We start from the raw sequence: 25214 nt of genomic DNA on the forward strand, positions 1-25214 counted from the left end.
GAAATACACAACACAAATTGTCATGATCACACTGCACAGTCCGAAGACTTTTCCATGCATTGTCGATAAAATGTTGACACACTCAGGTTGCCATTTCGCTTGACTTCGCCTGGTTGGTAACGGTCACAGTTTCATGCAACTCCTTAAAACTTATATCGTCGAAGATAGCCAAGTCATACGCGACAGTCTGATTGCCGCACTGGAAGAGATGACCCCCATCGAGGTAGTGGGTGTTGCGGAAGATGAGGCAACTGCCGTGCAGTGGCTGGGCGAGTCCAGCAATGCCGCAGATCTGGTCATCGTTGATATTTTCCTCAAACGTGGATCCGGCTTGGGCTTGCTGCAATCGTCACAGCGGGCAAAGCAACAACGCACCATGGTGGTCCTGAGCAACCACGCTACACCCGAGATACGCCGCAGGTGTGCCGAATTGGGCGCCAGCAAGGTTTTCGACAAATCGAACGAACTGGAGGCGTTGATGCTTTATTGCGAACGCTTGGCTGCCGGCGAAGCAGGTAGCAGCGGATGCGGCGAACTCAATTGAACGCAACTACTGGATCAAACCGTTCTTCAACGCGTAATAGGTCAGGTCGCTATTCGATGCCAAGCTCAGCTTTTCCATGATGCGCGCACGGTACGTGCTAACCGTCTTGATACTCAGCGACATGTGTTCGGCAATATGTCCTACCGCCTCTCCTGCCGCCAACCGCAAAAACACCTGCAGTTCACGTTGCGACAGTTTTTGATGCGCCGATTTCTCCAACCCCCCGCCACCGGCCAACGCCTCTGCCAGTTGTTCGGCAACACTGGCGCTGATGTACTTGCGTCCACGCGACACAGTGCGTATGGCATCAACAATGTTTTCGGGGTCGCAGTCTTTGCCCAGATAGCCACTGGCACCCTGCTGCAACAATGCCGTGGCGTAATGCGCTTCGGGCAAGGCACTCAAGATCAGCACCGGCAGGTCAGGGGCGCGCGCCTTGATGGCGACCAGTGCTTCAACTCCACCTTGGTCGCCCATGGAGAGGTCCATCACCATGACATCGACACCACCCGCGCGTGCGATGTCCAGCGCTTCGCGGCCATTGGCGGCTTCGGCGACAACCGAAAAATCCACATGGTCGGCAAAAAACTGTCGAAGTCCAGCGCGCACAATGGCGTGGTCATCAACGATGGCAATGCGGATCATGGTGTTTAACGCTTCCTACCCTAATTGACTTTGCATTCTAGGCCAGCCCATGCCACTGTCTAAAATCAAGACGCGAATGCCATTGGCCATTTTGCTGCTGCTGGTTGCTTCCCTCACCATGGTTTTTATTACCGAGGATTCGAATCGGCGTGCAACAAATTTAATGCAAAGGCTTGGCGACATTGCCACGAACCGCCTTCACTTGTATGACCTGATCAAGGGCGTGTTGGATGCAGAGTCCGGTCAACGGGGTTACCTGTTGTCTGGTCGCGAGGAATATCTGGCGCCCTACAGCGTCGCGCTCAAAAACATTGAGGTCGCCTTCGCACAACTCGACGCGGCCTACAGCAGTGAGCCGGCATCAAAAGTACTTCTGACGAAGCTGCATGCGCTGACCGCCACCAAATTGTCAGAACTTGCCATCACCGTCCAAATGCTGAAAGACGGCAAGTACCAAACCGGCAAAGACTTCACGCTCAGCGGCATTGGCCAGGAGTATATGGAGGCGATCCGTGCGACAGGTGCCGAGTTATTGGCAGTCGAAACCCAGCGACTCCAGACCAGCCAGCGCGAAGTGTCTGATATTCTGGTGTACAGCCGTGTGGGCGTAGCGCTGTTGACTGCCCTCAGCCTGTTCCTAGTCCTATTGAATATGCGGGAAAACCTGGCATTCAAGGCCGTGCAGGAAAAACACCGCGTGGCGATGCAGGCGGAGCAGGAGAATCTGCAGAGTGAAGTCATGCGCCGCACCGCGAAATTGCTCGAAGTCAACAACCACCTGCAAACCGTGCGTGAAGACGAGCGTCACCGCATCGCCCGCGACCTGCATGACGAACTGGGCGCATTGCTGACGGCGGCCAAGCTGGATGTTGCGCGCATCAAGTCACGCTTGGGTACGACCGCGCCCGAAGCACTGGAACGCATCAACCACCTAGCTACTACCCTCAACGCAGGCATCGCCATGAAGCGGCGCATCATTGAGGACTTGTGGCCGTCGTCACTGGCCAATTTGGGTCTGGTCGCATCACTAAAAATCCTGGCTGGCGAGTTTTCAAAGACCGCAGGCATACCGGTCCATTGCGCGTTACAACCCGTCCAATTGACTCCCAATGCACAACTTGTGGTTTACCGCCTGGTTCAGGAAGCCACAACCAATATTGCAAAGTACGCAAAGGCCGACAACGTGTGGCTTGAACTTGCCGCACTGAATGGTCGCGTGGAAATGACTGTGCGCGATGATGGCGCAGGATTTGATACCCGCCAAATTGCCAGCAAAGCCCACGGTTTGTTGGGTATGCGCTTTCGGGTGGAGGCGGAGCTCGGGTCATTGGAACTCATTTCCAAGCCGGGCGAAGGCACGTTGGTACGTGCCCAGTTGCCGGAGTCTTTGTCTTTGCCACAATCCGGTTGACCCTTTGACGCCCTAAGCGGCCAACTTCAGCGGCAACAGCCGGCGATATTCCTTTTTCGACACCGCATAGCACTCACACGACTTGTGCTCCAGACCTTCACGGTCCAGCACAACGATGTGGCCACGGCGGTAGCGAATCAGCCCTGCGTCTTGCAACTTGTGGGCTGTCATAGAGATGCCTTCACGGCGCACGCCCAGCAGATTGGCGGCGAGCTCGTGGGTCATGGCGAGTTCGTCGCTGGGCAGGCGATCCAGCCCCAACAATAGGCGGCGGCAGAATTGTTGCTCAATCGTGTGGTGGCGGTTACAGATGGCAGTTCGGGCCATTTGCCCCAGCACGCTCTGGGCGTAGCGCATCACGACCTTCATGACACCGCAAGATTGCTCAATTTCGCTTTTGACAAAGCGTGCGCTGATGCGAAATGCGCGGCCAGCGCTTTGCACCACGGCGTCTGTGGCTGCGGAATCAGCACCGAGCAAGAAGGCAATGCCAACGACGCCATCGTTACCGACCACCGCCACCTCTGCGGACGCGCCTTCGCGTGTCATGGTCATCAGCGACGCGACAGCGGTTGTTGGAAAGTAGACGTATTCCGGCGATCGGTCCGCAGCGTAGAGAACCTGGTTGAGTGAGAGCTCTACCAGCTCCAAACGGCTTTGCCAACGGCTCAGGTCTTCTGCAGGCAAGGTGGCCAACAATTGGTTTTGCTGTGCACCGAAGGCGTATTGGTGTGTTGTTCCCATGGGGCTCTCCTTGAATGAATAAGTCGATGCCCTGATATTCCCGCAACAGCTGTCCATGCGGTATCGGCCAATGCCGCGATGTGGTGTGGGACTAGTCCTACATACGCCAATACACTATTCTTTTAATAGCGTATTACGTATATTTGACGAGGGCTAGCACCCAATTTGATCAATCACCCCACCCGCTCACCCGTCTGTAGCCGCCACAGCGCCGCATAACCGCCGCCCCGTGCTACCAGTTCGTCGTGGGTGCCACTTTCCACAATGCGGCCAGCCTCCAGCAGGTGGATGCAGTCCGCCTGGCGCACGGTGGACAGGCGGTGGGCAATGACGATGGTGGTGCGGTTGCGGCTCACCACGTCCAGCGATCGCTGGATGGCGGCCTCGGTCTCGTTGTCCACGGCGCTGGTGGCCTCGTCCAAAATCAGCACCGGCGGATTTTTGAGGATGGCGCGGGCCAGGGCCAAGCGTTGGCGCTGCCCGCCCGAGAGCTTTTGCCCCCGCTCACCAATGCGGGTGGCAAAGCCCAGCGGCAATTGCTGGATGAACTCGGTGCACTCTGCCGCACGGGCGGCTTCTGCAATCTGCGCGTCGGTGGCGCCTACTGCGCCATAGGCGATGTTCTCGGCCACCGTGCCATCGGTCAGAAAGGTGTCTTGCGACACGTAGCCCACGGCGCGGCGCAGGTCTTGCAGGTTCAGGGTGTCAATAGCTTGGCCGTCGAGTAAAATGCGCCCCGATTGCGCCGTGTAAAAACGCAGCAACAGCTTGACCAGTGTGGACTTACCTGAGCCGGTGGAGCCCACAAACGCCGTGGTCTTGCCAGCCGGCAGGGTCAGGTTAATGTCTTGCAGCGTGGGCGTGGCGTCATAGGAAAAGCCCACGTGTTCAAAGCGCAGCTCACCCTTGACCCCGGCGATGGGGAAGTGCTGGCCTTCGTAGGGAATGGCAATCGGTGTATCCAGCAACTTCATGGCGCGATCAATGGACGCTACCGAGCGCTGGTACATGTCGGCCACATCCGCCAGGCCGGTCATTGGCCACAGCAAGCGCTGGGTCAAGAACACCAGCACCGAATAGGCGCCTACCGCCAGATCGCCGTGCAGCGTAAGCCAGCCGCCATAGAGCAGCGTAGCGGTGAAGCCGCACAAAATCGCCATGCGGATCACCGGCGTGATGGCTGCGCTAAAGCGGATGGCATGGGAATTGGCCGTGCGATAGGCATTGCTGCCCTGCTCGATATGGCTGGCCTCAAATCCTTCGGTGGCAAAGGCCTTGATGGTGGCCAGACCCAGCAGATTGTTGTTGAGCCGAGCACTCACATCGCCTGCCGCCTCACGCACTTTGGCGTAACGTGGCGCCAGACGCTGCTGAAACCAGAAGGCACCCAACAGAATGACCGGTACCGGTAGCAAGGCAATCAGTGCCAGGCCGGGTTGCAAAGCCAGAAACACTCCACTGATCATGATGCTGGAACAGAACACCTGAATGATCTGGTTGGCCCCACCGTTGAGAAAACGCTCCATCTGGTTGATGTCATCGTTCAGGATGGACATCAGGTTACCGGTGCGCTGGTTCTCAAAATAGGCCATCTCCAACATCTGCACATGGCGGTAGGTGTCCAGGCGCAGATCGTGCTGAATATCTTGCGCCAGCTGGCGCCACTTCAATTCGTACAGGTACTGGAACAGCGACTCGCCGCCCCACACAAATACGTTGAACACGCCCAATGCCAGCAACTGGTGCCAGGTGCTGGTAATACCCAGAAAACCCAACACGTTGCGCGCCAGAAAGCTCTGCTCACCTTTGACCACCACATCCACCGCGGCACCAATCAGCACCTCGGGCAGGATGTCAAAGAACTTGTTTAAAACCGAGTAGAGCGACGCCAACCAGAAGTCACGCCGGTAGTTTGCGGCATAAGCCAGCAGGCGCTTGACCGGGTGCATGGCGCCGCCCGCCGCCTACTTCTTAGGCGTTTTACCCGCTGGGGCGGCCGCCTTTGAGTCAGCCGGTGGCGGCAGGCCCAGGTGTTTCACCACCGCCTGTTCCAGCACCTTGACCCTGGCTGCTACCAAACTCTGCGTTTGTGCTACCAGCTTCTCGCCCAGCGCCCGCTCAAAATCGCCCCCCATTTGCATGAACTTGCGATTGACGGGCGACTCGATGATGGTGATCAACTGCTTGAGTTCGTCCTCGGTGAACTTTTCTTCGAGCAGTGCGCCGATCGTCGATGGCCCCAGTTTCACGGCCTGTTGGCGCACCTGGGGGCCTACCTCTTCCACATACTGCTTCAGGTCTTGCTGAACCAGCTTGGCGGCGGCCTCGCGTTTTTCGGGCGGCACGCGGGTTTGCAGTGCCATGGCTGCCTGCTGCTGCAACTGCATCGCCGGCCGTGCGACCAGGGTCTGTGCGGTCTGCTCAATGGCCGCCTGTTGCAGCACCAGAATGCGATTGACCAGTTCTTTCTTGACAAACGATGACTGCGCCTGGGCGACTCCGGCCACCAGCACCAGTGCCAGAGTGAGAATTTTTTTCATGAAAACACTTTATGCGATGGAACAGGAGGCTACTGTAACGCGGTTGCTCCAGCTGGACGTTGCACCGTCCATCATAATCAAGCAACCTCTACCCAACAGAGCACATTGAACAGAACACATTGATATGGAACGCAAAGACCGCCCCGTGCCAGACCTGGTAATTGACGCGCGCGACATGGAACCCCCCGAGCCCTTTGTTGCCACCTTGGACGCGCTCGATACCATGGACCCCAAACACACACTACTGCTGATTATCAACCGCGAGCCGCATCCGCTGTACCGCGCCCTGAACAACAAGGGCTATGCGTACCAGACCGACATCACACCCGACTACACCTTCGAGATCCTGATCTGGCGCAAATGAGTCAGATGCAAGCGACGTTTGGCATAGCGCATGGTTACCACAGCACCCGGACAGAACCACTAAAATTTGCCGCTAACCCGCAGCCCTTGCCCACTATGCCCCATTCCACGACCCAGCGCCCCATTCGCAGCCAGTACGAAGACTTCATGCGCCACGTCTACACCACGGGCGTGCACAAGGGGGACCGCACCGGCACCGGCACGCGCAGCGTGTTTGGTTACCAGATGCGCTTTGATTTGAACGAGGGCTTTCCGCTGGTCACCACCAAGAAGGTGCACCTGCGCAGCATCATCCAGGAGCTGCTGTGGTTTCTGACCGGCTCCAGCAATAACAACTGGCTCAAGGAGCGCAATGTCTCGATCTGGGACGAATGGGCGCGCGAGGACGGCGACCTTGGCCCGGTTTACGGCGTGCAGTGGCGCAGCTGGCCCACGCCGGACGGCGGCCACATCGACCAAATCGCCGAGGTGATCCAAACGCTCAAGACCAACCCCGACAGCCGCCGGATCATTGTCAGCGCCTGGAATGTGGCTGAACTCAACAAAATGGCCCTGATGCCCTGCCATGCGTTCTTCCAGTTCTATGTGGCCCCTAGCGAGACACCCGGCGGCAAGGGCCGCTTGAGCTGCCAGCTGTACCAGCGCAGTGCCGACATTTTTTTGGGCGTGCCTTTCAACATTGCCAGCTATGCGTTATTGACGCACATGGTGGCGCAGCAATGCGATCTGGACGTAGGCGACTTCATCTGGACCGGTGGCGACTGCCACATTTACAGCAACCACCAGGACCAGGTTGAGCTGCAACTGAGCCGCGCACCGTTTGCCTACCCCACGCTGCACTTCAAGCGCCGGCCCGACAGCATCTTCGACTACCAGTTTGAGGATTTTGAGGTACTGGGCTACCAATGCCACGACGCCATCAAGGCCCCGGTGGCCGTGTGATTAGCCGCAAACAACTGCTGGCCCTGGTGGCCATCACCCTGATGTGGGGCCTGAACTGGCCCATGATGAAATTCTCGCTGCGCGAGATGACGCCGCTGTACTTCCGTGCAGTCACCATGAGCAGCGGCGCCATGTGTCTGTTCATCTTCTACCGCCTGCGCGGCTTTCGCATGTTGCCAGAGGGGCAGGAATGGGGCACGGTGATCAAACTGGGGCTGCCCAATATACTGGGTTGGCACACCATATCCATCTTCGGCGTTATGGAATTGGCCTCGGGGCGTGCTGCCATATTGGGCTTCACCATGCCGATCTGGACCGTACTGATTGGCACCCTGTTTCTGGGTGACAAGCTGACAACCCGCACCACGGTGGCCGTGGTCGCGGTGGGCACCGCCATTGCGCTGCTGCTGTCGCACGAACTCGATACGCTAACAGGCCGCCCCGCCGGAATCCTCTGGATGGAAACGGCCGCATTGCTATGGGCTATTGGCACGGTGATGATGCGACGCGCCCGCATAACCCTGCCGGTAGAAACGCTCACGGTGTGGATGCTGATTCTGTCCAGCGTGTGCCTGTGGATCATGGCTATCGCGCTGGAGCCCTGGCCGAGCTGGCATTTCAGCGGCGCCATGTGGGGCAGCCTGCTGTTTGGCGTCGTCATCAACTACGGGGTTGCCCAGATCATCTGGTTTGGCATGGCGCGCAATTTGCCGCCGGCCACTAGCGCCATGAGTATCATGGCAGTCCCGCTGATCGGCATCCTGTCGGCCACGCTGATTGTGGGTGAGAGGCCGCACTGGGAAGATTACGTGGCCATGGTCTGCGTGATGGCCGCCATTGCCGCAGTCCTGATACCCAGCCGCCGCAGCAAGCCAACACCCACCTGATTGATTTTTTGCATGCAACTGCACCTCATATTCGCCAAGGCCCGCAATGGCGTCATCGGCAAAAACAACGCCCTGCCCTGGCATTTGCCCGAAGACATGGCGCACTTCAAGCGCGTGACCATGGGCTGCCCGGTCATCATGGGGCGCAAGACTTGGGACTCGCTCCCAGCGCGTTTTCGGCCCCTGCCGGGGCGTGTCAATTTGGTCGTCACCCGCCAAATAGGTTGGAACGAAATTGGGGCTCAGCCCTCGTCCAGCTTACGCAATGCGCTCCTGTTTTGTGAGCAATTCGAGCACGTCTGGGTCATTGGCGGTGCCGAGCTCTATGCGCAGGCGCTGCCCTACGCCCATACCGCCGTGGTAACCGAGATTGACGCCGACTTTGATGGCGATGCTTTTGCCCCACAATTTGGCCCGCAGTGGATTGAAACCACTCGCGAAACCCACACCGCAGCCAACGGGCTGGGCTTCAGCTTTGTGACCTATCGCAACCCCAACCCACTACCAACCCCTGAAAGAGACTAACCATGTCAGGACACGGATTCCACGTTCACGGCCCGCACGACCACGAAATCGAACACGCCCAGCAAGGCGGTCACGGTAGTGGCCACGAAAACGGCGGCATGATCAACCAGATCGCCATGTTCACCGCCATCATCGCCACCATGGGCGCCATATTTGGCTACATGGGCGGCGCCACCCAGGCCAATGCCGGCCTGTACAAAAACAACGCGGCCATCAAGAAGACGGAAGCCGCCAACCAGTGGAATTACTACCAATCCAAGAGCACCAAACAGTCGCTGGCGGAAATGTCGCGCGACCTGGCCACCAAGGACGACGACAAGATCAAGTACCAGACCAAGTTGGACCGCTACGACAAGGAAAAAGCCGAGATCAAAACCGTAGCCGACAAACTTGAGGCCGATGCCACCGAGTGGGACCATCAAAGCGATGCACAAATGCACCTGCACCACCGCTGGGCACAAGCCACCACGGTGTTGCAAGTCTCCATCGCGCTGGCGGCCATTGCCCTGTTGAGCAAAAAGAAGTGGCTGGAGTACGGCATGTTTGCCGCAGGTGGTCTGGGTGTTGCCGTTGGCGCCATGGCCATGCTACACATGTAATAGCAGCATACGTATATTCCAAGAGGGCTAGCGCCTGAAACATGCGTCAACATCTACAGGAGCAGTGCCGATGCTGCCCACAACCATTAGCTGTCAATGCCAAGCAGCAGGCAGATCCCAGGTCGCCACCCAGTCAGGTAACTGTTCAGCCGGCATGGGCCGGGCGATGGCATAGCCCTGGGCCAGTTCACAGCCCAGCGCCATCAACTGCACGCCATGGGCATCGGTTTCAACGCCCTCCGCAATGACTGTGCGGTTGAAGGCAGCAGCCAGTCCGATAACCCCTTTGACAATCGACAAATTGCCAGTGTCTTCCAACATGTCGCGGATAAAACTCTGATCGATCTTCAGAATATCCACCGGTAAGCGACGCAGATAGGTGAGCGATGAATAACCGGTGCCAAAGTCGTCCAGGGAGAATTTCACCCCCAGACTGTGGCAGTCCGCCATGATTTTTTGCACGGCGCCCATATCTTCCAGCGCACTGGTTTCCAGTATTTCCAATTCCACCATGTCAGGGTCAATCCGTGGGTGACTGGCCAACAGTGCAGCCAACTTGGCGGTGAACTGTTCGTCCAGAAACTGGCGCGCGCTCGCGTTGATGCTGACCGGTAGCTTAAGCCCAGCCTGCGCCCAGGCGTCGAGTTGCATGAAGGCCGTCGCCATCACCCAGTCGCCCACTCGCTCGCTCAGCGGATGCTTTTCAATAGCCGGCAAGAAGCTGGCGGGTGCCAGCAAGCCCCGCTCCGGGTGGTTCCAGCGTATCAACGCCTCCGCCCCCACCACGGCACCACTGCGCATGTTGACCTTGGGCTGGTAGTACAGCACCAACTCCTGCTGCCGCAAAGCTTGCTCGATACGGGATTGCTGGTTAGAGCGGGTCTTGACTTCGGCGTCCTGGTTCGCATCGAACAAATGAAATCGGTTTTTGCCGCCGCGCTTGGCCTCGTACATGGCGAAATCGGCGTTGCGCATCAACTGGTCAGCGTCTACGTTGTCATTCGGGTACAAGGTTACGCCGATGCTGGTGGTGACCGACAGTTCCATGCCACCGACTAGCACGGGGCAAGCGCATGCGGCCAAAACCCGGTTAACCAATTGCACGCAGTCTTCAACGCCACGTAGGCCCGTCAGCACCACCACAAATTCATCGCCGCCCATGCGAGCCAAGGTGTCGCCCTCACGCAGCCCGTCGCGCATCTGCTGGGAGATGGCTACCAGCAGTTCATCTCCAACGCTGTGACCAAATGCATCGTTGATGGACTTGAAACTGTCAATGTCCATATACAACACGGCCAGAATTTGGCTTTGACGTTGGCAATTCGCCATGGCCTGTTGAAGGCGGTCCGACAGCAGCAACCGGTTGGGCAAGTTGGTCAGCGCGTCAAAGTGTGCGCCGTGTTCCAGCATTTCCTGATGCCGTTTGAGGGGTGTAATGTCGGAGAACAGCGCCACATAATTGGTGATGGCGCCCTTGGCCTCGCACACGCGGCTAACGCTCAACAACACCGAAAAGGCTTCACCGTCTTTGCGCCTGCTCCATATCTCTCCCTTCCACTCGCCGTCGCGCATCAACGCACACCGCATCGCCCTGAACACAGAGTAGCTCTGGCGACCGGATCGAAAAGTCAGCGGGTCTTTTCCCAAAACCTCGTCATGGGTGTAGCCGGTAATATGGGTAAAGGCTGCGTTGACATCCACAATCAGGCCTTCTGCATTGGTGATTAGGATGCCCTCATTGGTATCGGTGAACACCCTGGATGTCAGACGCAACTGCGCTTCAGCCAACTTCTGTGCGGTAATGTCGCGGGCGATCTTTGAGGCGCCAATGATTTTTCCCCAACCGTCGCGGATGGGAGAAACGGTGACTGACACGTTGACGCGCCTACCGCTCTTGCACACGCGCACCGTGTCGAAGTGGTCAATGACTTCACCGTTCAAGATTCTTTCAAGAATAAATTTTTCCTCGTCCTTGCGGTCGCTCGGCAGCAGCAATTCAATGCTGCGCCCTATCATTTCTTCTGCGGTGTAGCCGAATATTTTGGTGGCAGCCGGGTTCCAGCTGGTCACAATACCATTCACAGACTTGCTCACCACGGCATCGTCCGTGGAACTCAGAATGGCATTGGACAGGCGGGCGGCGGCCTCCAATTTGACCTTCTGTGTGATATCGCGCGTGATATTGGAAGCACCAACGACCACCCCATCGCGGTCACGAATAGGAGATATGGTGACCGACACATAGATGCGGTTGCCATTCTTGTGCAAACGTTCGGTTTCGAAGTGGTCCACTCGGGCCCCACTGAGTACCCGTTTCAGGATGTGGACTTCCTCTTCACGGCGCTCCGGTGGAAACAGCACCAGCATGGACTTGCCCAACATTTCCCCTTCGGTGTAGCCAAAGATGGACTGCGCACCCGAATTCCAACTGACGACCAGACCATCCATATTTTTGCTGATGATCGCATCATCCGAGCTCTGCACAATGGCCAGGAAGTGTTCCAACGAGTGCTCCAGGGTCCTTGCGGCATCCAGTGCCGCTCCAACCCTCAAAATGTTTGAAAATGAACTTTTAACCATGGTGCCCCCATTTGGTTTTTCAAGTTTTTCAAGCTTTTGAAGATTCAGTTTAGTTTTTCTGGGAGAAGTTGCAAATTCCAATCCACACGGTTATGCGGCCGGCGCCGCCTCCGTTACCGGCAGACATTCGCAATTTGGTTGGCCGCATGCGTAGCCAGATAAAATGCATTTTCGTAACTACTTGATTTTTAACAGTTATTTCGTTTTATGAAACTCGCCACCTGGAACATCAACTCTCTGTCCGTGCGCCTGCCGCAAGTGCTCGACTGGCTCGCCGCCAACCCGGTGGACGTATTGGCCCTGCAGGAACTCAAAATGACGGACGACAAGTTTCCGGCGGACGCCTTCCAGGCCGCTGGCTACTCTTCCCAGTGGTTTGGCCAGAAGACCTACAACGGCGTGGCCCTGCTCACGCGCACACCCGCTACCGAGGTCGTGAAGAACATACCCGGCTTTGACGATGACATGGCGCGCGTGATTACTGGCACCGTGGAGGGTGTGCGCGTTATTGGTGCTTATTTCCCCAACGGCCAGGCGCCAGGCACTGACAAGTTTGAATACAAGATGGAGTGGCTCAAGGGCCTGCGCCATTGGGTCAAGGCCGAGCTGGAGAGGCACCCACAACTGGTGCTGATGGGCGACTACAACATCACCTTTGACGATCTGGACGTGTGGGACCCCGAGGGCATGCGCGAACAGATTCACTGCACCGAAGACGAGCGTTACCACCTGCGCGCCCTCATTGCGCTGGGCCTGCACGACAGCTACCGCCTGTTCGACCAACCCGCAAAGAGTTATAGCTGGTGGGATTACCGCGACTTTGGTTTCCGCCGCAACCGTGGCATGCGCATTGACCATATCTTGATTAGCAACGCGCTCAAAGACAAGGCCACCGCCTGCACCATCGACAAGACGCCGCGAAGTAACGAGCGCCCCAGTGACCATACGCCGGTGGTGCTGACACTGAATTGAGCGCGATTCGCCGCTGGGCCGCCCCAAGGCGAATCAGTCCCCTCGGGGGCAACGACCCGCGCAGCGGTGGAGTGTGGGGGCCACACTTACTCCAAACCCAGCTCCTGGATTTTGCGCGTGATGGTGTTGCGCCCGATCCCCAGTTTCTGCGCCGCCTCAATGCGCCGGCCCTTGGTGTGGGCCAATGCAGCCAGAATCAGACGCGACTCAACCCGTTGCGTCAGTGCATCCCATACATCCGTTCTTCCTGCGCACAACAGCGCAGCGGCTTCGGCCTGCAGCTCGGACTCCCAGCCAACCGTGGGTTGCGCGAGTGCCGCGTTGAGTGAGCTTGCCACCGGGGCCGCTACCGACACGGGAACCACGTGGGCAACCGCAGAGTCCACGTCGCCATCCCCCGCCGCCAAATGCACCCCGACTTCGGGTGGCAAGTCTTTGGGCTCAATCACCTGGGCTGGTGCCATCACCGTGAGCCAGTGGCACATGTTTTCCAGCTGACGCACGTTACCTGGGAAGCCAAAGCCTTCCAGCCAGGCCAGGGCGGCGTCAGAAATTCGCTTGGGTTCTACCCCAAGCTGCTGGGCGCTTTGCTGCAAAAAATGGCGTGTCAACATGGGCACGTCTTCCTTGCGCTCACGCAGCGCCGGCAGGCGCAGGCGGATGACGTTCAGGCGGTGGAACAGGTCTTCGCGGAAGCCCCCTTCCTTGACCCGCAACTCCAAATCCTGGTGCGTGGCTGCAATCACCCGGACGTTGGCCTTGACGGCGGTATGACCGCCAACACGGTAGAAATGCCCATCGCTCAACACGCGCAGCAAACGGGTTTGTAGCTCAAACGGCATGTCGCCAATTTCATCCAGAAACAGCGTGCCGCCATCGGCCTGCTCAAAGCGTCCTCGGCGCATGGTTTGCGCCCCGGTGAACGCGCCGCGTTCGTGGCCAAAGAGTTCGCTTTCCAGCAAATCCTTGGGGATGGCCGCGGTGTTGATGGCTACAAACGGGCCTTTGGCGCGCGGTGAATGCTTGTGCAGGGCGCGGGCCACCAGTTCTTTGCCAGAGCCGGATTCACCGGTGATCATGACCGTGACGTTGCTGGGTGACAGGCGCCCAATGGCGCGGAACACATCCTGCATAGCCGGTGCCTGGCCCAGCATTTCGGGCGACTCCGTCATGCTTTCTTCGCTCACTTCCTCGCGCTGGCTTTCTTCCACGGCGCGGCGAATCAGCTCCACTGCCTTGGGCAAATCAAAAGGCTTGGGCAGGTACTCAAACGCGCCGCCCTGAAAGGCGCTGACCGCGCTGTCCAGGTCCGAGAAAGCGGTCATGATGATGACCGGCAGCCCCGGATATTTGGTCTTGACCTTGTCAAGCAGCTCCAACCCCGAGCCGCCGGGCATCCGAATGTCGCTCACCAGGATTTGTGGGCCTTCGTCTTCGGCCGCTGTACTGAGCGCGGCCAGCACCTCGCGGGAGCTGGAGAAGCTGCGGGTGGGCAGGTGTTCGCGCAGCAAGGCCTTCTCCAGTACGAAGCGGATGGACTGGTCGTCATCTACTATCCAAATCGGCTTCATAGTGGTGCGTTCCCTGGTTCTTGGCAGTTACGGTAACGGAATCAAGATTTTGAAATCCGTACGGCCTGGTACGCTGTCGACCTCGATCAGGCCATGGTGCTGTTGAACAAAGGTTTGCGCCAATGTCAGCCCCAGGCCAGAACCACCTTCCCTGCCCGATACCAGTGGGTAGAAAATGCGGTCCTTGATCGAATCGGGTACGCCCGGTCCGTTGTCAATGACATGCAATTCCAATGCCAACCGGTAGCGTTGTTTGCCAAAGGTGATCTGGCGCAGCACGCGGGTGCGAAACGTGAGCACGGCGTCACCCGCAGCGATGCGATCCACCAGGGCCTGGCAAGCGTTGTGCGCGATGTTCAGCAGGGTTTGGATGAGCTGTTCATGATCACCCCGAAATTCGGGAATAGAGACATCGTAGTCACGCACCACGCGCAGGCCCTTGGGAAACTCGGCCAGAATCAACGAACGCACCCGCTCGCAGACCTCGTGGATATTGACGTCACTCACCATGTGTGGGCGGCGGTGTGGAGCGAGCAGGCGGTCCACCAGGCTCTGCAGGCGATCGGCCTCGCGGATGATGACCTGGGTGTATTCGGTCAGATCGGGCGACTCCATCTCCATTTCCAGCAACTGCGCCGCACCACGAATACCTCCCAGCGGGTTCTTGATTTCGTGCGCCAGATTGCGGATGAGTTCCTTGTTGGTCTGGGCCTGCTCGGCCAGGCGCTCTTCACGCTCCTGGCGTGTCTGCTGCTCCAGTGGCACCATCTCGACGATGATCTCGGTCACCGGTTCGGTCCAGGTGATGATGACATGCACTGGCAAGGGCTCGGCGCTGATGCGTTTTAAAAAAGCGTCGTAGCGCAGTACATCAAAGGCGTTCTCGCGTGCACCGTTCAGGGCATTGCGAAACAGAGCAGGTTCGGTAAAGGCCTCCGCCAGATTCGACCCAACAATGTTGCGCCGGGAAATGCCCATGGCATCTTCCAAAGCGGAGTTGGCGAAGGTGACGGATGCATCCGGCCCCACCACGGCCACCAGCGTGGCCAGAAGATCAAATGCTTGTAAACGGGACGGTGCTTCCACCAAACCGTCTATTTAGGAGAAGAACTGGCCGAAGCGGACGACAGGCGGCCCAACTCGCGCCGGATGCCATCGATGTCGCTTTCATTGCGGGCAATGTTGGCCTTGAGTTCGGCGACCCGCTCCAGGTACTTCTGTTGGTTGCGGGCTTCAGAGGCGAGCCTCTCGGGCTCGCCATTGTTGTATTCCTTGACCAGTTCAACCTGGCGTGTCTCAGCTTTTTTGAGCTCGGATTCCAGAATCATGCGCGAATCGGAGTCTTTGGCGCGCTGGTCGGCAGAATCTGTACGTGTGCCGGGCTGGGCGCCACTCGCTGCACGGCTGGCGGCGGGCTTGTTGGACTGAACCACGGTCACATTGCCGCCAGAGATCAGCTTGCAGGACTTAGCCTGGGCCTCCGTGACCGTGTTGGTGTATTCATTGCCGCAGCGGTAAATCTTGGCCTGGGCCCAACTGGTGGTGCCCACCAAACTGGCCAACAAGGGAATCAAAAAAACAATTTTCATGTAGTGTCCACACAGCCCGTTCAAGGTTGGCCAGCCAGTATGCTTCAAAAAGAGGCAAAAACAAAATTTCGCCTCACCGATGTCGCTATGTGATCACTTTGCTAACCATTGGTTGCAAAAAAAAAGGACGGCGAGTGCCGTCCTTTTCGATCAATCCACAATGACTGCCCCCGAATGGGCAGCCAAATCCCATTACAGGGAGTAGTACATATCGTATTCAACCGGGTGCACCGCCATGCGAAAGCGGGTCACTTCGCTCATCTTGAGCTCGATGTAGGCATCGATCATGCTGTCGGAGAACACGCCGCCCTTGGTCAGGAACGCACGGTCTTTGTCCAGGCATTCCAGCGCCTGGTCCAGGCTGTGGCACACGGTGGGTACCAGCTTGTCCTCTTCGGGAGGCAAATGGTACAAGTCTTTGGTAGCCGCTTCGCCGGGGTGGATCTTGTTTTCCACGCCGTCCAGACCGGCCATCAGCAGAGCGGCAAAGCCCAGGTAAGGGTTCATCAATGGATCGGGAAAGCGGGCTTCCACGCGACGGCCCTTGGGGTTGGCCACAAACGGGATGCGGATCGAAGCAGAACGGTTCTTGGCCGAGTAAGCCAACTTGACCGGTGCTTCGAAGTGCGGAACCAGGCGCTTGTAGCTGTTGGTGCCGGGGTTGGTGATGGCGTTCAGCGCACGGGCATGCTTGATGATGCCGCCGATGTAATACAACGCGAAGTCGCTCAAACCGGCATAGCCGTCGCCAGCAAACAGGTTCTTGCCGTCTTTCCACACCGACTGGTGCACGTGCATGCCAGAGCCGTTGTCGCCGTGGTAGGGCTTGGGCATGAAAGTAGCGGTTTTGCCGTAGGCATTGGCCACGTTGTGGATCACATACTTTTGCAGCATGGTCCAGTCGGCGCGCTCGACCAAAGTCGAGAAGCGGGTGCCAATTTCGTTTTGGCCCGCGCCCGCCACTTCGTGGTGGAACACTTCAACCGGGATGCCCAGGGATTCGAGAATCAGGGACATCTCGGCGCGCATGTCTTGCGTGCTGTCGACCGGGGGCACGGGGAAGTAGCCGCCCTTGGTGGTGGGACGGTGGCCGCGGTTGCCGCCTTCGAGCTTGGAGCCGCTGTTCCAGGGGGCTTCGTACTCGTCGATTTCGTAGAAGGTGTTGTTGGGTTCGGTGCTCCAACGTACGCCATCAAAAATGAAGAACTCTGGCTCTGGGCCGAAGAAGGCCGTGTCGCCAATGCCGGAGGCCTTGAGGTAGGCTTCAGCGCGCTTGGCGATGGAGCGCGGATCGCGGTCGTAGGCCTTGCCGTCGGCAGGCTCAACCACATCACAATTCATGATGATGGTGGTTTCTTCAAAGAAAGGGTCGATGTTGGCAGTGTTGGGATCGGGCATGAGCAACATGTCCGACGCTTCAATGCCTTTCCAGCCAGCAATGGACGAACCGTCAAACGCATGGCCCGACGCAAACTTGTCTTCATCAAAGTGCGAAACAGGCACGGTGGTGTGCTGCTGCTTGCCGCGGGTATCGGTGAAGCGGAAGTCGACAAACTTGACTTCGTTCTCTTTCACCATCTTCATCACGTCTGCGACGGTCTTGGCCATCAAATACTCCTGTTACACGGTTGTGAAAATTCTCGCCTTGCCTCCATTGCAGTTTTTGTGCCAAAACCCGGGCAAGCACCATTTTTGGTAAATCAGGCTATTTTGCCTTGAGACACGTCAGTTTTCCGTTGTGTTGCGTCAAAGTCCGCGTGTGAAGCGGGGGGCGAACGCCTGCCATTTCGGTTGATGCACCAAATCAAGGCTCTTTTGCGTGCACCAATTAAGTGCAATTCTATTTGCGCACCATCTCAGGGCCTAACTTGGCATGCGCCTGCCCCAAACCCTGCAGCAGGGCAGCATAAGCGGGGGCTACAGCAGCGGGTGCGCCTTTTACACCAAGCTCGATATGGTGCCCGTACTGTGCGTGGTCCACGCTGGGCAGGCTGAACACCTTGACCGCATGGTCACGCTCAATGTCCTCCATGAGCGGGGTCAGGCTGGCCTCCATGGCCCCAAACACGATGACCGACTGCTCGACCCAAGCATCCTGCACAAACAGGTGGTGGTAGTGCGTGTCCAGCACCCACTCCATCATGGGATGGGCCATGACCGGGAAACCCGGAACAAAATAAACGCTCCCGCAGTAAAAGCCGGGAATCTTGTTGAACGGGTTAGGGATGATCTGCGCACCGACAGGAAACGTACCCATGTTGAGCCGGTGCAGGTTGTCACTGCGGTTGGGCTCGTAGGCAACGCCCTTCTCCCGGGCAAAGTCCTGCATGCGTTCACGGATCAGCGTCTCAGCCTGGGGGTGCAGGGCCAATTCACGCCCCAGGGCCCGCGCGGCGCACTGGCGTGTGTGGTCATCCGGGGTGGCACCAATTCCTCCACAAGAAAACACCACGTCACCCGAGGCAAAGGCGCGCGCCAGCGTCGCGGTGATGCGCTGCGGATCGTCACCCACGTAGTCGGCATAGGCCAGTGGCAGCCCCCGTGCAGACAGCAACTCAATGGTTTTTGCAAGGTGCTTGTCCTGACGCTTGCCAGACAGGATTTCATCGCCAATGATGATGAGGCCAAAGTTCATGTTGATCTATTCCACGGAAATCAAAAGCGGTGGTTCGGCGACCGGGATTTCCGCCACGATCACGGCCTCGGCCGCGCGTTCCTGGCGCAGAGCCTGCAAGGCCGCCAAACAGTAATGGGTGAACCACAGGGACGAAAAAGCAAACACCAGGGTGTAAATCCAGATTGCCAGCGGCACCAGGAAGACAAAGAAAGTGACCGCAAACAGGGCGCCAAACGCCCACACCAGGCTGGGCGCGGCCCCCAGGTAACCGGTCAACACGCCCATGCCCAGCAGTTGCATGCGATGACGCTTCAAAACCGTGCGGCGCTCTTCGGCGCTGGCGTGGTTAGCCAACGCGTCGAAGGACATGACCCGGTAGGTGAGCCAGCCCCAAATCAGCGGCGGCAAAATCAGCACCAGGGGCGGCACAAACCACAGCGGAAGAGAGGCCACCGTGGCCAGCAGTGCCAGCACCGTGGAGCCCAAAGACCAGGCCACACTGTAGAGAAACGACGCACCGTTGCGCTCTTCCAGTGCCGGAAAACGCCGCAGCGCCACCAGACGCACCAGCATCGGCGTCATCAACAGCGCTACCACCAGCAACGACACCATAACGATCAGGGGCGTCACAACGAAGATGACGACCATTGGGGCCAGCACCGTCTTGATGCGTCCCAACCCAATGCTGTCCAGCCAGGCCCAGCCGTTGTTGACGAACTCGCTGGATTCCAGCAACAGACGCACCTGGTCCATCGCTACATCCCAGTAGAAATAACCTAGGCCTACGGTCAGGGCGACCACCAGAACCAGCGGCAACACCGACAACAGAATCACCCGCGGCCTCAAGCAGTACGCAGCCGCGCGCCAGAACGAATCAAATAGCATGCTCATGTGACAAGGATACCGGGCTTTGAATAGCCTGCAAATCCGCCTCGCTTAACCAGCGCCACTGGCCTGGCGTCAGGTCCACAGGCAAACGCAGACCCCCAATCTGCGAGCGGTGCAAGCCCTCCACGCGGTTACCAACCGCTGCCACCATGCGTTTGACCTGGTGGTACTTGCCCTCGGTAAGGGTCAGGCGCAGATGGAGCGGGCCCACAGCCGCGCAAGCTGCGGCACGCACGGGTTTGGGGTCGTCATCCAGCACCACCCCATCCAGCAGCTTCTGGACCTGGCGCGCGTCCAGCGTGTGCTTGACCGTTACCTCATAGACCTTGGGAACATGGTGGCGCGGTGAACTCATGCGGTGGATGAACTTGCCGTCATCCGTCAGTAACAGCAGACCTGTCGTGTCCTGGTCAAGCCTTCCTACCGCCTGCACGCCCTGCACCGCAGCCTTTTGTGGCCGCAATCGCAGCGGCGACGGCAGCAGCGAGTAGATGCTGGGGTAGGTGGATGGCTTTTGTGAACATTCGGTGCCAGCGGGCTTGTGCAGCATCAGGTAGGCTTTTTCATGGTACGGCCAGTCCACCCCCTGGACCCTGAAGCGCAACCCATCCGCTACAAATTCCGTAGCGGCTTGCGTACATTCCACGAGGGCTGGAGACTCATTTTCCATATAAACTTGAACCAAACCCTGCTGAACCAGCCCGGCGCAAACACGCCGGGTGCCAAATCCTTGTGAGTAAAGTATTTCCTGTAGCTGCATGCGGTGTTTCTCGTTGGTCTTCATTGTGGGGGATTCTCGTGCCGCCCGAATCTTGCCACGAAGCCCACCATGCCGGCATGTTGATGCTGCATCGCAGCAAAACACTGGGCAACCCGGTCGAAAGGCAGTAGACTGCCACGAACTATGACAGCCACGCAGATGGCTCCATATATTCAGGGTGAGTGACATGATCTATGCTGTTTTTGTATTGGGATTGGCGCTGGGTGGCGGCGTCGTTTACTGGCTGCGCCGGTCAAAAACCCCGGACCGCAAACGCATTCCCAAAGATTGGCCGCTGACGGTACGTGCGTTGGTCAACAACCGTGAAAAGCAAGTCTGGCTGTGGCTGACCAAGGTGATGTTTGACCATCAGATATTGATCAAATTGCCCATCACCCGGTTTACCTCACCCGCCCAGCAGGCCGATGCTGCGCACTGGTACCACTTACTCAATGGGGTTTACTGCACCTTTACGCTGTGCAATATGGAAGGTGAAGTGATTGGGTGCATTGATGTACCAGGCCCCAAGGGATTGTCCCTGAGCAACCAAACCCTCAAACACAACCTGCTGTCGCAATGCGGCATCCACTACACGGTGGTGGACCCGGCCAACCTGCCCCACCTGATCCAGATCCGCACAGCTTTCCTGGGCGAGCAAGCGGCCAGAGGCAACGCGAACGGTGAACTGGAGTCGCGCTTCAAGAACGTGAGCCAGCATTTGTACGCTATTGTGGACCGCAAGCGCAACACCAAGAACCAGTCCGTAGCCCAGCTGGATGCGTCCATGCCCAACTCCTCGGGCTACGCTGAAAGCATGCTGGAGTCCTCCGGCTGGGAACAGAATTCCTTCGTGACCCCTCTGGACAGCCGCGCCGCAAAGCTCTAGGTGGGTAAACCCTTAGCAAAGTAGGCATGCGGATTGCATATGGTAGGGTGTTTGTGCCGTCCGGCGCAAAGTCAAGCTACGTCTAAAATATCAAAAAACACCCACACAACATGCTCTCGCTCTTCCGATCCAAGCCAAAAACCCCGAGATTCCGGTCGAATCCCCGGTCGCTCAACGCAAGCGCATGGACTTGGAAGAACGCAAGGCATTCCGACAAGAAATGTTATATCAGTCCATCCGAGAGACATTTTTGTCAATGGAAGTGATTGGCAGCATGTACAAATTCAAAGTTATGCCGGTGGATGCACGTCACCACCGCTTCATCGCCATGATCGACGTCGCCAAATCTTTCGTCACTGGCAAAGAAGCCCGCACCAAGAGTTTTGCCGCCATCGAGAAGCTCATGCGCGCCAATACCTACAAGCGCTTTGGCATACTGATCGAAGGCACCTATTGGCGCGTGAGTGAATCAGAAACCCAGTTTGAACGCCAGGCCCGGGCCGCTGACCCGGTCGGTAGCAGCACGCCAGAACGGGCATTTGCCAGTGCTCAGGCCTCAGATTCCACCGTTGCACACGAACCCGCATTGGCACGTCACGCTTACCAACCCGTGTCAGAAGACGAAGCCAGAGCCTTTATGGAAGCCATCAGCATGGGCTTGGCCCCGCCGGTGGTACAGGTGGGCGACTTTGAATACCAATCCGATCTGGCACCGCTGGACAGTGGCATCATGATTGGCGGAACCCAGTACGGCAAGCTGTAAGCGAAGCCGTCAGCCCAGCCCCCGTTCATCTGATCCACCCTAGAATGTGGTGGTGAACGCACCCTTGCCCACCCACGCTCCGCGCCGCCCTATTCGTGAACTACCCGATGAGCTGATCAGCCAGATCGCTGCCGGCGAGGTGGTGGAACGTCCGGCATCAGTAGTGCGTGAGCTGGTCGACAACGCGCTGGACGCCGGGGCCACCCAAATCACCGTGCGACTGCTGGCCGGTGGCGTGCGCCTGATCAGTGTGGAAGACGATGGCCAGGGCATCCTGCCCGACGAGCTAAGTCTGGCCTTTCGCCGCCACGCCACCAGCAAGATTGGCAGCCTGGTGGATTTGGAGTCGGTGGCCACCATGGGGTTTCGGGGTGAGGCCCTTGCTGCTATTAATTCAATAGCTGACTGTGCAATATTGTCGAGGGCTAGCGGCCAATCGGGCGCTCACCTTTTGGACGGACGCACGGGCGAACTCAAACCGGTGGCCCGCAGCCAGGGCACCACGGTCGAGGTCAAAGAGCTGTTCTACAGCACACCAGCGCGGCGCAAGTTCTTGAAGACCGACGCCACCGAACTGGCCCACTGCATTGAATCGGTGCGCCGCCACGCGCTGGCCCGACCCGATGTGGGTTTTGCCATCTGGCATGAAGGCAAGCTGATTGAACAATGGCGCCGCTGCGAAGCCCCAAGCCAGGAGCAACAACTCACCCAACGCCTGGCCGACGTGTTGGGCGCGGACTTTATTGCCCAATCGATTGCGGTGGACTGGCAGGCCTCCAACACCCAACGCACGGGCAGCGACACGCCAGCACTGCGCATCTGGGGCCGGGTGGGCATTCCCGATGCCGCACGGTCGCGCGCTGACCAGCAGTTTTGTTACGTGAACGGCCGCTTCGTGCGCGACAAGGTGCTCACGCACGCCGCCCGCAGCGCCTACGAAGACGTGCTGCACGGCCACCGCCAGCCGGTGTATGCGCTGTACCTGGCCATGGACCCGGCGCGGGTGGACGTGAACGTGCACCCCACCAAGATCGAGGTGCGTTTCCGCGATAGCCGCGAGGTGCACCAGGGTGTGCGCCACGCCGTGGAAGACGCATTGGCTGCGCCACGCGCCAGCACCGCAGGCACCACCAGTACTGCCAACACCCCGGCCAGCACGATCTGGCCCAATCACTCAGAGTCAAATCAGGCTCCAGCCCTCGTCAAATATACACAAGGCGCTATGAATTTCGCAGTGAACCCGAAGCCAACCGGCCACCGCGTCAGCGACATCAGCCTGCTCTGGCAGCGCAACACCAGCCCGCCGCAAGGCTGGGCGGCAGAGGGTTTTGCGCAGGTCAAGGAGGAGCCCGCAACGCGGGCGGGGGACACGGAGCAAAACCCTCTGCCGCCCAGCCACCCAGCCAACAGCGAGGACGCCACCCAAATCTGGCCCCTGGGCCGTGCGCTAGCGCAACTCCAGGGCATCTACATCCTGGCCGAAAACGCCCAGGGCCTGATCATCGTGGACATGCACGCCGCCCACGAGCGCATCGTGTACGAGCGGCTCAAAAACCAGTTGGCCCAGCAAACCGCAGACGGCGCGACGACCACCGTGGCGCAGCTCACCAGCCAGCCCCTGTTGATACCCGCCACCTTTGCAGCAACCCCCGGCGAGGTCGCCACCGCCGAGGCCCACTTCGCCACCCTGCACACCCTGGGACTGGAGATTTCTCCCTTCTCACCCAAAACCCTGGCCGTGCGCGCCGTGCCCACCACCCTGGCACAAGGCGACGCGGTCGAGCTGGCCCGCAGCGTGCTGGCCGAACTCGGCACCCATGACGCCAGCACCGTCATCCAGCGCGCCCAAAACGAATTGCTGGCCACCATGGCCTGCCACGGCGCGGTACGTGCCAACCGCCGCCTGACCATCGACGAGATGAACGCCCTGCTGCGCCAGATGGAAGCCACCGAGCGCAGCGACCAGTGCAACCACGGCCGCCCCACCTGGCGCCAACTTGGCCTGCGTGAAATCGATGCGCTGTTCCTGCGTGGCCGTTGATTGGCCCACGGCATGAAAACCAAACACTTCGCCCAGCTGGTCATGCTATCGGCCTTATGGGGCGCGTCCTTCATGTTGATACGCCTGGCCAGCCCCGTGCTCGGGCCCAATGTGCTGGCGGCACTGCGCATCGGCATGGCAACGCTCACGCTGGCCGTGCTGATGTTCACCCTGCGCCAGCCCTGGCCGCGAGGGCATTGGCGCGAGCTGGCGCTCATTGGCCTGCTGTCTGTGGCCTTGCCGTTTCTGCTGTTTGCCTGGGCTGCCCTGCAAATCCCGGCCGGATACAGCGCGCTGCTCAATTCCACCGCCGTGCTGTTTGGCATCTTTGCCTCCACCTGGATGGGTGAAGACACGCTCAACGCACGCAAGGTTGTGGGTTGCCTGCTGGGTTTAGGCGGTGTGACGCTGATCGTCGGACTGGGGCCGGTAGAGCCGTCGTGGAAGGTAGCGCTGGCGGCGCTGGGCTGTGTCTTGGCCTCGGCGTGCTACGGCGTCTCCACACCGCTGATGAAGCGGGCGCTGAGCCGCATGGAGCCATTACAAATCACCGCCGGGTTGCATGCGGCAGCTTTCTTGATGCTGCTTCCCGGCGCGCTGTGGAGCTGGCCGTCTGCGCATTTCACACCCGTGGCATTGCTCGCGGTGGTCATCATGGGGGTGATCACATCGGGCATTGCCTATTGGCTGCACATCCGGATTCTGGCCCATGTCACCCCCGTGGCGGCCATGAGCCCCACTTTTTTGATTCCGGTGTTTGGCGTCACCTGGGGCCATGTCTTTCTGGGGGAGCAACTCTCAACCAGCATCTTCCTGGGCGGTGGGCTGGTGCTGATGGCCAGCGCCCTGGTCACCGGCTACAACCCCTGGCAAAAGCAGCACAGTGTAGTAAATGTTCAACCTTGACGTTCATCAGCTAAAAAATTGTTTCAAAAAGACGTCAACGGGTTGTGTAGACCCTTCGTTGTAGAGGGGCCTCCAGTTCCGGAGTACACCAATCTGCTTTGAAAGGCAAAAAATGAACAAGCTTCTCGCTACCCTGATCACCGGTCTGTTTGCTGTTGGCGCGTTTGCCCAGGCCCCTGCCGCCCCCGCAAAGGCCGCCGCGCCCGTTGCTGTTGCTGCACCTGCCGTTGCACCCGTTGCCGCCCCAATGGCAGCTTCTGCAGACGCACCCAAGTCCGACATGAAGAAAGCCGCCAAGAAGCACAAGAAGAGCAAAAAGGCCAAGAAGGCAGCTGCTGCCCAATAATTGGAGCCTGTCAGCCCATAAAAAAGCCCGCTCTGCGGGTTTTTTTACGTTTGGAGTCCGCGCACCACCGGCGCTGCGCCGCCCCGTAAAATGAC

General features: G+C 58.7%; 25 protein-coding genes. 13 read left to right on the top strand and 12 right to left on the bottom strand.

Features of this window, described 5'->3' with window-relative positions; all coding sequences use genetic code 11:
- Window positions 1–133: 133 nt before the first annotated feature.
- Entirely contained in the window at window positions 134–544 is a 411-nt protein-coding gene (locus IPI80_RS06865; RefSeq protein WP_413858449.1) for a response regulator, read from the top strand.
- 6 nt (window positions 545–550) lie between these two features.
- Here IPI80_RS06865 and IPI80_RS06870 read toward each other — a convergent pair whose 3' ends face one another.
- Entirely contained in the window at window positions 551–1189 is a 639-nt protein-coding gene (locus tag IPI80_RS06870; RefSeq protein WP_413858451.1) for a response regulator, read from the bottom strand.
- 49 nt (window positions 1190–1238) lie between these two features.
- Between IPI80_RS06870 and IPI80_RS06875 the strand changes: the two genes are divergently transcribed.
- Complete coding sequence (locus tag IPI80_RS06875) at window positions 1239–2600, top strand: CHASE3 domain-containing protein (RefSeq protein WP_413858453.1); 1362 nt, start codon at window positions 1239–1241, stop codon at window positions 2598–2600.
- A gap of 12 nt (window positions 2601–2612) precedes the next feature.
- Here IPI80_RS06875 and IPI80_RS06880 read toward each other — a convergent pair whose 3' ends face one another.
- The 3 genes from IPI80_RS06880 to IPI80_RS06890 form a co-directional block, all read right to left on the bottom strand.
- On the bottom strand, window positions 2613–3344 hold the full coding sequence (locus IPI80_RS06880) for a Crp/Fnr family transcriptional regulator (RefSeq protein WP_413858455.1): 732 nt from the start codon (window positions 3342–3344) through the stop codon (window positions 2613–2615).
- Window positions 3345–3517: 173 nt separating this feature from the next.
- Window positions 3518–5293, bottom strand: a complete 1776-nt coding sequence (locus IPI80_RS06885) for an ABC transporter ATP-binding protein (protein WP_413858457.1) — start codon at window positions 5291–5293, stop codon at window positions 3518–3520.
- Between the two features lie 15 nt (window positions 5294–5308).
- Window positions 5309–5884 (bottom strand): hypothetical protein, encoded by a 576-nt coding sequence (locus IPI80_RS06890; protein ID WP_413858459.1) that lies wholly within the window; start codon window positions 5882–5884, stop codon window positions 5309–5311.
- 124 nt (window positions 5885–6008) lie between these two features.
- Between IPI80_RS06890 and IPI80_RS06895 the strand changes: the two genes are divergently transcribed.
- The 5 genes from IPI80_RS06895 to IPI80_RS06915 all read left to right on the top strand — a co-directional run bounded on the left by IPI80_RS06895 (window position 6009) and on the right by IPI80_RS06915 (window position 9200).
- On the top strand, window positions 6009–6248 hold the full coding sequence (locus tag IPI80_RS06895) for a DUF2249 domain-containing protein (RefSeq protein WP_413858461.1): 240 nt from the start codon (window positions 6009–6011) through the stop codon (window positions 6246–6248).
- 95 nt (window positions 6249–6343) lie between these two features.
- On the top strand, window positions 6344–7189 hold the full coding sequence (locus IPI80_RS06900) for a thymidylate synthase (protein ID WP_413858463.1): 846 nt from the start codon (window positions 6344–6346) through the stop codon (window positions 7187–7189).
- Window positions 7153–8076: a DMT family transporter gene (locus IPI80_RS06905; RefSeq protein ID WP_413858465.1), complete on the top strand. Its 924-nt coding sequence runs from the start codon at window positions 7153–7155 to the stop codon at window positions 8074–8076. Before IPI80_RS06900 ends, IPI80_RS06905 begins: the two co-directional genes overlap by 37 nt.
- 12 nt (window positions 8077–8088) lie before the next feature.
- The gene (locus tag IPI80_RS06910; RefSeq protein ID WP_413858467.1) at window positions 8089–8601 is read left to right on the top strand and encodes a dihydrofolate reductase; all 513 of its coding nucleotides are present in this window, start codon (window positions 8089–8091) and stop codon (window positions 8599–8601) included.
- 2 nt (window positions 8602–8603) lie between these two features.
- Window positions 8604–9200, top strand: coding sequence for a DUF4337 domain-containing protein (locus IPI80_RS06915; protein WP_413858469.1), 597 nt, complete (start codon window positions 8604–8606; stop codon window positions 9198–9200).
- 93 nt (window positions 9201–9293) lie between these two features.
- Here IPI80_RS06915 and IPI80_RS06920 read toward each other — a convergent pair whose 3' ends face one another.
- Window positions 9294–11780 (bottom strand): PAS domain S-box protein, encoded by a 2487-nt coding sequence (locus IPI80_RS06920; protein WP_413858471.1) that lies wholly within the window; start codon window positions 11778–11780, stop codon window positions 9294–9296.
- 207 nt (window positions 11781–11987) lie between these two features.
- Between IPI80_RS06920 and xth the strand changes: the two genes are divergently transcribed.
- Entirely contained in the window at window positions 11988–12752 is a 765-nt protein-coding gene (gene xth / locus IPI80_RS06925) for an exodeoxyribonuclease III (protein WP_413858473.1), read from the top strand.
- Between the two features lie 86 nt (window positions 12753–12838).
- Here xth and ntrC read toward each other — a convergent pair whose 3' ends face one another.
- The 7 genes from ntrC to IPI80_RS06960 all read right to left on the bottom strand — a co-directional run bounded on the left by ntrC (window position 12839) and on the right by IPI80_RS06960 (window position 20177).
- The gene (gene ntrC / locus IPI80_RS06930) at window positions 12839–14323 is read right to left on the bottom strand and encodes a nitrogen regulation protein NR(I) (RefSeq protein ID WP_413858475.1); all 1485 of its coding nucleotides are present in this window, start codon (window positions 14321–14323) and stop codon (window positions 12839–12841) included.
- 27 nt (window positions 14324–14350) lie between these two features.
- The gene (gene glnL, locus IPI80_RS06935; protein WP_413858477.1) at window positions 14351–15409 is read right to left on the bottom strand and encodes a nitrogen regulation protein NR(II); all 1059 of its coding nucleotides are present in this window, start codon (window positions 15407–15409) and stop codon (window positions 14351–14353) included.
- A gap of 8 nt (window positions 15410–15417) precedes the next feature.
- Complete coding sequence (locus IPI80_RS06940) at window positions 15418–15912, bottom strand: hypothetical protein (protein ID WP_413858479.1); 495 nt, start codon at window positions 15910–15912, stop codon at window positions 15418–15420.
- 192 nt (window positions 15913–16104) lie between these two features.
- Window positions 16105–17520 (bottom strand): type I glutamate--ammonia ligase, encoded by a 1416-nt coding sequence (glnA, locus tag IPI80_RS06945; protein ID WP_413858481.1) that lies wholly within the window; start codon window positions 17518–17520, stop codon window positions 16105–16107.
- Window positions 17521–17752: 232 nt separating this feature from the next.
- Window positions 17753–18553, bottom strand: coding sequence for a competence/damage-inducible protein A (locus tag IPI80_RS06950; protein ID WP_413858729.1), 801 nt, complete (start codon window positions 18551–18553; stop codon window positions 17753–17755).
- On the bottom strand, window positions 18554–19420 hold the full coding sequence (locus IPI80_RS06955; RefSeq protein ID WP_413858483.1) for an EI24 domain-containing protein: 867 nt from the start codon (window positions 19418–19420) through the stop codon (window positions 18554–18556). It lies immediately after the preceding gene.
- Window positions 19404–20177, bottom strand: coding sequence for a 16S rRNA pseudouridine(516) synthase (locus tag IPI80_RS06960; protein ID WP_413858731.1), 774 nt, complete (start codon window positions 20175–20177; stop codon window positions 19404–19406). The genes IPI80_RS06955 and IPI80_RS06960 overlap by 17 nt, the downstream gene beginning before the upstream one ends.
- Before the next feature lie 187 nt (window positions 20178–20364).
- Here IPI80_RS06960 and IPI80_RS06965 point away from each other — a divergent pair, with 187 nt between their 5' ends.
- The 5 genes from IPI80_RS06965 to IPI80_RS06985 all read left to right on the top strand — a co-directional run bounded on the left by IPI80_RS06965 (window position 20365) and on the right by IPI80_RS06985 (window position 25119).
- Window positions 20365–21063: a hypothetical protein gene (locus IPI80_RS06965; RefSeq protein WP_413858485.1), complete on the top strand. Its 699-nt coding sequence runs from the start codon at window positions 20365–20367 to the stop codon at window positions 21061–21063.
- 274 nt (window positions 21064–21337) lie between these two features.
- Window positions 21338–21826, top strand: a complete 489-nt coding sequence (locus tag IPI80_RS06970; RefSeq protein ID WP_413858487.1) for a hypothetical protein — start codon at window positions 21338–21340, stop codon at window positions 21824–21826.
- Between the two features lie 52 nt (window positions 21827–21878).
- The gene (gene mutL, locus IPI80_RS06975; RefSeq protein WP_413858489.1) at window positions 21879–23867 is read left to right on the top strand and encodes a DNA mismatch repair endonuclease MutL; all 1989 of its coding nucleotides are present in this window, start codon (window positions 21879–21881) and stop codon (window positions 23865–23867) included.
- 12 nt (window positions 23868–23879) lie between these two features.
- Window positions 23880–24773, top strand: coding sequence for a DMT family transporter (locus IPI80_RS06980; RefSeq protein WP_413858491.1), 894 nt, complete (start codon window positions 23880–23882; stop codon window positions 24771–24773).
- Between the two features lie 112 nt (window positions 24774–24885).
- On the top strand, window positions 24886–25119 hold the full coding sequence (locus tag IPI80_RS06985; protein ID WP_413858493.1) for a hypothetical protein: 234 nt from the start codon (window positions 24886–24888) through the stop codon (window positions 25117–25119).
- The last annotated feature ends 95 nt before the right edge of the window (window positions 25120–25214 follow it).

The sequence above is a fragment of the Candidatus Aalborgicola defluviihabitans genome (assembly GCF_016705985.1).
Taxonomy (GTDB): domain Bacteria; phylum Pseudomonadota; class Gammaproteobacteria; order Burkholderiales; family Burkholderiaceae_C; genus Allorhodoferax; species Allorhodoferax defluviihabitans.